The sequence below is a fragment of the Lactobacillus jensenii DSM 20557 genome, from assembly GCF_001436455.1.
GTDB classification, from domain to species: domain Bacteria; phylum Bacillota; class Bacilli; order Lactobacillales; family Lactobacillaceae; genus Lactobacillus; species Lactobacillus jensenii.
In genome coordinates, this window is the sequence record NZ_AYYU01000035.1 from 1 (window position 1) to 8,576 (window position 8,576).

The following is an 8,576-nucleotide window of genomic DNA, read 5'->3' on the forward strand; positions in this document are numbered from 1 at the left end:
CTTACACAAACTATTTTACGGTCTCAATTTTAGGCATCAAAGGTACCAAATAGTGGAGAATTCGTATAATTCTTTCAAAATACTGTGTATATAAAAAATAGTGGGTACCATATATTGCGATATAGAAAAGTCAAAGGGTACAAATAGTGGAGAAAAACATATATAGATATCTATGTTTTATTTGTGTATTAGCAAAGAGTCCCAGTAGTGGGATCAAATGTAATTAATAAGAATCGTTTATCAAAGGTGCTAAATAGTGGGGAATGGTTCCTTGGGTAGGGAGAATAAGTTATACTAAGAAATATAAACTTATTCTTTTCAGGGAATGTACTAGTTATGACCGAGAATTTTGATGATATTTTAGGTAAATTGTTTGATAAATCAGAAGAAAAAGAGCAGACAGAAGATTGTCCTAACTCAGAACAACTTGATTTGTTTAACGTGGATTATGCACATAATAGCGACTTACCGGTAGATGTAAAGCAAAAAAATTTGCTTCTACTACTCTACTAATGCGTTTTAGATCTCAACTAAATAGAGTTATATGGACTGGACTGAACGCCACTCATACTAAAATATTAACAGTGATTTTAAGTAAAACTGCTGATCAGTTGGCTGCATATCAAAAAGAGCAAATCCAAAAGAAAGTTAAAGCGTTAAATTTGGATAAAAATGATTTAGATAAAAAAACTCTTACAAGAATTGCTAGTGAAGTGAAGTTCCCAACTGATCTTGTTACACGCGTTACTTATAGTGAAATTGATCATGCTATTGGATACGATAATAATAATGCTAGTATCGGCACATATATCGAAGATATGAAAAATAAATTGGAAAAATGGCGTGAGATAAAAGCCGATGGGATAACAGCAAGTTTTCCAATGTTTAAAGGAATAATTAATAATACGAACAAAAAATATTTTGAGTTTGTTTACAATGACTTCATGATAAATATTTTATTAATTAACCCAAAAACTGGAGATTTTGTTCGCTATCCAGCTAGAGAAATAGTTGATTTATCTTCTGTTAGATCACAAACTTTGCTTCGTCTTCTAAAGCAGCTCCGAACTGTGGGATCTATCACATTTAGAAAACATATTGAAAAAACTAATAGCAAAACTAGAATTGGTTTGTGGGAGCAATTAGAAATACCAGAAAAAACAAGAGAAGGAAAATTTTAAAAGATGCTCTAATAGAAATTTCCCCATATTTTACAAATTTAAATTATACAAAAAACTATGGCACTGCTAAGGGGCATAGAGTAGTTGTTAGTTATACTTTTACTTTTGAGCCAGAAAATCCTAAAAAAAATACTACTTATTCAACTCCTGAAGAAATTTTATCTGAAGGACTAGTAAATATTGATTCGGCCATATGTTTAACGAGAAAAGATAAGTTTAAAGCGATTGATAAATTTTTGAAACAAAAACACGGTACTGCGGAGAAGGAATATTTTGCTGTTCACCCAGAAGAAAAAGAACAAGAAAAAACTGAAGATGATAAGCTCAATATTGATGTATGGCAACCAAGTAGAGGTGAACTGACAATTAGAGGTTTTTATGATCGTGAACTTGGTAAGAAAGTATTAGAAGCTAATATACCAAAGTTAGAGAAAATTATTGCTGAGATATTAGAACAGGTTAGGAATGCTAAAGGAAATATGCAATTAGTGGCAGACTATAATAAGACTTTAGGATTATTACAAAAGAAAAAAGCAATAGAAAATTTCGGTAATAAATAGTAATAATGCAAAAGTGTACAACTCATGAAAATCTAAACTACTTAAAAAAATAAAAAAATAAAACATACTAATCTAAGGCTAATAATATTTGACTTTGGATAGAAAAATGACTCAAGAATTTATGTTCTTGAGTCATTTTAATTATCTTTCTAAAAACTGGCGTCTTTTTGAATAAAAACTCTTTATTTGTTTGGTTTTAAGCTGATTTGGATTTTCCTTTTCTTCTTGAGTTAGCGGAAGGTGTAAATTAACTTCTTTTTCTGATGGTAAGGCCGTCATCATTCTATCTAATGCTTTCTCTTCCTCAGTATCATTTTTTGCAACATAGAAACGCATTAGATCTACCATAAATTGAGCATGATCAATATTATTAAAAGGCAAAACTAGGTAGTTTTCTTGCTCCCAAGTATTCATAGCAGCATTTGCTGCTATAAGAGCTGTTCTTTTATTACCATCTTGAAAAGGCTGTAACTTTGATAATTTTGCAAAAACTTTCCAACCATCTTTTATAGTTTTATTTGATTCATTAAATTGGTTAACAATGTCATCAAGTTCTGATGCGGTAACCGTGGCTGGAGCTATATAGGCTCCCTTTGAAGTGCCATTTGGATCGGTGATTATTGCAATTGCATCATTTGGATTAAATAGTGCATTTCTTAAGTGACCAGGCCATGCTGGATCTTCTTCTTCTGAATGAGTGAAGGATTTATTTACTGCTATAATACCAGCGCTATTAAATCCATTTTTTTTTATTGCTGCAATGCCATCAAGGGCATCGTTTAAAATTGCAGTATCATTTTTAGGTAGTTTAGCCCCTTTTTTATTATCTAGAACTCGTTTAGTTTGAAGCACGGAGCTTTTGTAGTTGTTCATACTACCAAAAGATGTTATAAAGCGAGCTAAAGCAATGTTTTTATCTGTCATGTTATACTCTCCTTAAGTACATCAGTGTGAAATAAATCATACGCTTACTTTAGAATTAGTTCAATTATTAAGGTTAAAACTTATTCAAAAAATATTTTTACAAAAAGTAATATATAAATATGCAGAAATGGGATTTCAGATTGACGATGCAGATGATCGCTTTATATATAGTTAGAAATAATTAGGTTAATTCAGTCATAAGGGATCATTTTGCGTGATTCCTTATTTTTGTCTTTTATATGACTGCAAATGATACAATATTAAGCATGGAGGTGATTAAATGAAAGCTGGTAAAGTGATAAATTTGCTTCAAATCAGTCGTTCAACTTTAAAAAGGTATCGCGAAAAAGGCATCTTGAAGGCAAGACGTTTGCCATCCGGTCAATACACCTTCGACGATGATTCTGTCTTCTTATTAAAAAAATGGACGCTCACCAAGACTAACCTTGCTTTACGGACGCGTTTCTACTTATAAGCAAAAACATGATTTAGCTAACCAAATGCAGGAATTGCAAGATTTTGCCGAGAAGAAAGGCTATCAAGTCTGTGAAGATATTATTAATGTGAGCAAGACGCGCAGAAAGAGAGTTCAAGCCAAAGAGTTCGTTTTTTTAAGCCGCTTGAATGCCTTGCAAGAAATCAAAGCTTATTTAGCTAATACCTATGACTTAAGCGATACTTTGATCATCAGTAATGCCGATGGCAGCGCTGGCTATGCCAAAAAAGATTTTGATGAAATAGTCGGTCGCTGCAAGCAGCACGAACACTTCTTGGATGTCTTTCATTTGAATAAAAAGATTAAAGATTGTCTGGGCTTTATGCCGGCTATGCAAAGCAAATTGATCAGTGCAGTTGAGTTTAAATATGACCGTCACTTAACTGATGTGATTTTAGACACGATTGAAAGCAATCTGGTTGATGAGCTGAATACGCCAGAAAATCATGAAAACCTAAAGCGGCTGCGCAGCTATCTTCATCGTCGCTGGGTGGATATTAAGCCGTTTAAGATGCGTCATTTGTCAGTAATTAAGGCAATTGGCTGCTGTGAGAGCAATCACCGTAAATATACTTATCGCGTCAAAGGGCAAGGAAAATACTGGTCAGAAGATGGTGCCGAAGGAATGTGCTGACTTGCATCAAAAACAATGAACTGGAATATTGGCTAAGCAGCGAGTTTGCAGGCTCAGAAATAAATGCAATAACTGAGCAAGAATTAAAAGCGGCAGCCCATGATAGCTTAAAGAAGCGACATGAAAGTCATTTAGGCATACAGCGCGGAGCTTTAACAACGCAAACGGCTGGAAGCAGCTATTTAAGCAAATTCAATCGGATGTTAAACCACATAAATTATTAAGAAATTAAGGTCAGACTAATGGTTTTTAGGCTACCGCAAAAACATTGACAATTACAAATATAATTTAATTAGTATTTTTGCTTGATATTTGTTATGATACAAGTGTTGTTGTTTGTTTATTGTTAGCTAATGAAAGGTAAAGACAATATATGTTATCTAAAAGAAATTATCAAGAACGTATTCGGCAGATAGTGCCAAAAAAAAGAGCGTTTTTCTATTAGAAAGTTTTCTGTTGGAGCAGCGTCTGTTTTAATTGGATTTACTTTCGTGAGTATGGCTGGAAGTCACAAAGTTCAAGCTGCAAATGTAGCTGATAAATCTGTAGTAGTTGACACTTTCAATAAAGATAAGAGTCAAGAGCTAACAGAAAATAAGACTATTGCAATGCCAAAAGCAGAAAAAACGGCTGTTAGTTCTGTAGTACAAAAAGGTGCCTCTGCAAATAAAATTGAAGCAGAAAATACTACACAAGTTGATAAAAATACAGAAGGTTCTGTAAAGGTACAAGAAAATAAAGACGCAGTACAACCTAAGACTGTTAATAATGAAAATGTATTAAATGTATCAAAAGCACAGTCTCAATCTAATGAAGCTGTAACTAAGAATGCAGCAGAATCAAAAGTACAAGTTTTTGCAGCACTACGTGCTTTTAGAGCAGCACCTCAAGCTACTCAATCACAAGATGCCAGTGATTTCCCAAGCTTAGTTAATGCCATGAATGATAGTAGCATTGGAACTATTAATATTACCAATGATATTACTATTACCGGTAAAGTTAACGGCCTTACTACTTATGGTATAGGTGATATAAAAAAGCACTACCTTTATCTGCAGTCTGAAGGTTCAGCTCGTGATTTAACCATTAATGGTAATGGTCATACAATTAACTTTGCTGGCTACAGTATTGCTTTGCAAAATAAGAACTATAAGAATGCTGCTAATCCTTGGAATATTACTTTAAAGGACATGACAATTGAAGGTAGCAAGTATGACTGTTCACCAATTTCATTCTATGGCAGTAAATCTAACACTGAAAATAGTAAGCTAACTTTTGATGGTGTTACAGCTAACTTAAATGATCGGCCATTAGTTGATAAGTATGGTGAAAACTTACCAGTTCACTTTGCTGGAGAGAACAACATTACACTTAATAATATGTCAATTGGTTACAATCTAGTAACTGGTAAGACTGTAAAATTTGACTCTGGTAATACTACTTTTAATGTTGGTGGTAAAGTAACTGGAAATTCTATTAATCCTGACAACTGGGTAATTCGTTCAACTGAAAATGCTAGTAATAGTGAAAATCCTTCAACTTTAATTAATGAAGGTGCAACTGTTACTATTAATGCTAAATCAGACGACTTACGTGGTATTTATGCTGGGCGTCAACTAACAGGTGGTCAGCCAATCTATGGCGTTACTGTTATTAATGGTACTTTGAATGCCAACATGGCAGCTGGTCACTCAACTGCAATTTGGTCACATGATCTTGAAATTGGTAAAAAGGGTAATGTAACTATCCATACCAAGCAAACAAATCAGGCTGATGGTGTTGAAAATGGTACTTCTAATTCAGTAACTAATTATAATGGTACCCACTATGCTCCAATTTCATTAGGTGTTGGTCCAATAAGTAGTGTTGCCAGTCCATTATCTAAGCAAACTGCCAGCTTAATTAACAATGGTAGTTTGACTATTATACGTGATACTACTGAAAAGACATTGGTACCATTAATTTCAATGGGTGACGGTGGTTTAAGTACTAATACCACGTTGAAATTTTTGGTTGGTGCCGGTGCTACTCTCGATTTACAAGACAATGCAGGTACATTTCAATATGGTACTGAACCTAGCACACCATTGAATGGTTTGTTTAATCTGTGGGGTACGAGTGGTACAGATTTATTGGAATTTCTTACCCCAGCATATGTCAACTTACAACGTACTGGTAATATTCGTGGTACATTGATTAGAATGGAAGGTGTCTACAACAGTACTACTGTTAATGGACCAACACCAGTTGCTCAATGGGATCAAGGTAATAAGACTACTATTCCTAATGATGTTTGGTATGTAAGATACGTGAAATCTTCGAACCAATGGGGTAATAACTCTGGTCAATTTATGAGTAAAGGTCAACATCCTAATACTGTCGTTGCGCATAAAGGTGTTGATACACTTTATAACTCTAATGCTACTGTCTTAATGTCTAAGAACCAAGGCACTGATAAATACGAAAACGGTACAATGCCAACTGAAGTACAACAGGCACTGCACTTGAACAGCTTCTTAAACCACTTTAACTTGTGGCGTCCACAAAGAATGGCTATGGGTAGCAAGTTGAATGATAGTCCTGACGTTAAGATTGATGATTTTGATAAGTATCACCCAGAAGTGCAAACGATTGATGGAACTACTCGTCAAACATTAAGTGATCTTGATGCTAATAAGGGACTTAAAGATTTAATTGGTCCTGATGAACAACCAATCACTGACTTCAAGGATATTGTTAAGCATGTTACTTGGTACAATTCTGCAACTGATAAGGATGAATGGAACAAGATCATGATCCAGCCGACTGACAGCAAGGATCCAAGTGCCCTAGTTCCTTATCCAGAACCACAAAACCCAACAGGTAATTTAAAGACTACTGATGGTTTTGCTTGGGCTAAGGTAACTTATGCTGATGGTTCAGTTGACTTTGTTAAGGTTCCACTTAAGGTTACTGAAAAGAAGTATAGTGAAGAATTAACACCATCTTATCCTGGTGTTTCCGTTGAGCAAGGTAAGTCTGATAGCGTAGATCCAAGCTTTAAGGATGAAAACGATAAGGCTGCTGATGCTCCAGCGGGTACTAAGTACACTGCAGGTGAAAATACTCCAGATTGGATTAAAGTAGATCCTGATACTGGTAAAGTAACTGTTTCACCAACTGATGATACTAGTGTAGGTTCATATGATATTTCTGTAACAGTAACATACCCAGATAGCAGCACTGACCAATTAACTGTACCAGTAACTGTTACCGAAAAGAGTAACTTAGCTGAGAAGTATCCAGTTAGCTACGACAAGTTAAATGTTGAAAAACCTAGCGGCGACACACCAGCAACTGGTGCAGTAGATCCAAAGGCTGCTGCAGATATGCCAGAAGGTGCAATCACTGGTTACGAAAAAGGTGACTTTGATGCTCCAGTGGGTGTAACTATCTATGTAAATCATGATACTGGTAAGGTAACTGCTAGTGTAGGTAAAAACGCAACATTAGGTTCATTTGAAGTTCCAGTTAAAGTAACTTATAGTGACGGTACTTATGCTGAAGTAAAAGTTCCTGTAAGTATCACTGGTAACAAGGTTGATCCAGGTAGTGGTGACGTTGTTTACTACGGTGATCAAAGTATGGTGGTCTTCAATGGCAACCTTACTACTGTTCACAAGACTACTGATAGCCATGAATTAAGTGCTAAAGACAGTGCCTTCCAAACAATCACATATTACTCTGATTGGAACAAGAAAGGTAACATCGTTAGCGACTATAACAAGCATGTGATTTACAAGCTAAGTGCTGATGGTACTAAGTATGTAAACGAAGCTGATGCTACGGACAGCTTTGATGCTAGTGCAATTAGCTTTAACTGGCAGAAGGGTTATGAAGTTAACACTGGTGTTGATAACTTTAGCAATGGTTCTGCAGACACACTTTACCAACTTGAAAATGGTGCTGTTAACTCTGAAGAGCAAACTGATGCCAATGATCCATCAGGTTTAGCAGGTAACTCTAAGTATCGTTACGACTTTAGTATTAGTGATACTAATGTATTGCAAAAACTAGGTTTATCACCTGCTGGTTACAATGCTTGGGCTAATGTTTACTACAACTTCCTTGGTGCAACTGGTAAAATTAATATTCCAGTAAACTATGGCAGTGAAGTATCAACTGATGAAGCTGGTATTAAGAATTACTTAGCAACTAACAGTATCTCAGGTAAGACATTTGTCAATGGTAACCCAACTGGTATTAAGTGGGCTGAAAATGGTATGCCAGGTAAAGATGGCAAATTTGCTGCTTCTAACATGACTGGGATTGTTGAATTTACTTTTGATAACGGTACTAAGTTAAATGTTCAAGTAACATTTAAGACTGGATCACATGTTCCAACTTCAGGTAGTAAAGTTAATGACGATACTAACCTTTATGTAGAACGTACAATTGAATATGATGTAACTGGAACTGGTCATTCACCAATTAACTCAGTAACACAAAAGGTTCACTATGTACGTGATGGATACCACAAGATTAATGCTGATGGTACAGATGCTGGGGAAATTATCTGGAATGAATGGAAACTGGCTGATGGTCAAACTGCTGAATTCCCAGAATACAGTGTTGACCAAATCACAGGCTATGATGCATATATCAATGGTGCAAAGGCTACTCAAGTTGATGCTGCCAAAGTTGCTGAAACAAATGGCACACCACAAAATGGTCAAAACATCACAGTAACTTACAAAAAGCAAAATAGTACTCCGGTACCATACAAACCAGGTAAAGATGGC

6 protein-coding genes and 1 pseudogene are annotated in these 8,576 nt (G+C 35.3%); 6 read left to right on the forward strand and 1 reads right to left on the reverse strand.

Annotated features, from left to right (window positions below):
* Nucleotides 1–336: 336 nt before the first annotated feature.
* From FC45_RS07840 to FC45_RS07895, 3 genes are all read left to right on the forward strand, one after another.
* On the forward strand, nt 337–513 hold the full coding sequence (locus FC45_RS07840; RefSeq protein WP_006585541.1) for a hypothetical protein: 177 nt from the start codon (nt 337–339) through the stop codon (nt 511–513).
* Between the two features lie 71 nt (nt 514–584).
* Nucleotides 585–1,181 carry a replication initiation protein gene (locus FC45_RS06980; protein WP_232556683.1) on the forward strand — a complete coding sequence of 199 codons (597 nt, stop codon included), beginning with the start codon at nt 585–587 and terminating at the stop codon, nt 1,179–1,181.
* Entirely contained in the window at nt 1,133–1,741 is a 609-nt protein-coding gene (locus FC45_RS07895) for a hypothetical protein (protein ID WP_236694522.1), read from the forward strand. The genes FC45_RS06980 and FC45_RS07895 overlap by 49 nt, the downstream gene beginning before the upstream one ends.
* A gap of 141 nt (nt 1,742–1,882) precedes the next feature.
* Here the strand turns inward: FC45_RS07895 and FC45_RS06990 are convergent, their stop codons facing one another.
* Nucleotides 1,883–2,665 (reverse strand): Fic family protein, encoded by a 783-nt coding sequence (locus tag FC45_RS06990; protein ID WP_035425143.1) that lies wholly within the window; start codon nt 2,663–2,665, stop codon nt 1,883–1,885.
* Nucleotides 2,666–2,945: 280 nt separating this feature from the next.
* Between FC45_RS06990 and FC45_RS07800 the strand changes: the two genes are divergently transcribed.
* From FC45_RS07800 to FC45_RS07005, 3 genes and pseudogenes are all read left to right on the forward strand, one after another.
* A complete protein-coding gene (locus FC45_RS07800) occupies nt 2,946–3,140 on the forward strand; it encodes a MerR family transcriptional regulator (protein ID WP_162257471.1) in 195 nt (64 codons plus the stop codon).
* A 61-nt stretch (nt 3,141–3,201) separates the two neighbouring features.
* A pseudogene (locus FC45_RS07000) lies at nt 3,202–4,019 on the forward strand (ISLre2 family transposase); the annotation flags it as partial.
* A 273-nt stretch (nt 4,020–4,292) separates the two neighbouring features.
* Nucleotides 4,293–8,576: Rib/alpha-like domain-containing protein (locus tag FC45_RS07005; protein ID WP_081036993.1), on the forward strand; the 4,284-nt coding region annotated here is incomplete at its 3' end.

Bases quoted from the DNA above. Each gene is read 5' to 3' on its own strand.
- FC45_RS07840 (WP_006585541.1), top strand. From the start codon at position 337: ATGACCGAGAATTTTGATGATATTTTAGGTAAATTGTTTGATAAATCA.
- FC45_RS06990 (WP_035425143.1), bottom strand. From the start codon at position 2,665: ATGACAGATAAAAACATTGCTTTAGCTCGCTTTATAACATCTTTTGGT.
- FC45_RS07800 (WP_162257471.1), top strand. From the start codon at position 2,946: ATGAAAGCTGGTAAAGTGATAAATTTGCTTCAAATCAGTCGTTCAACT.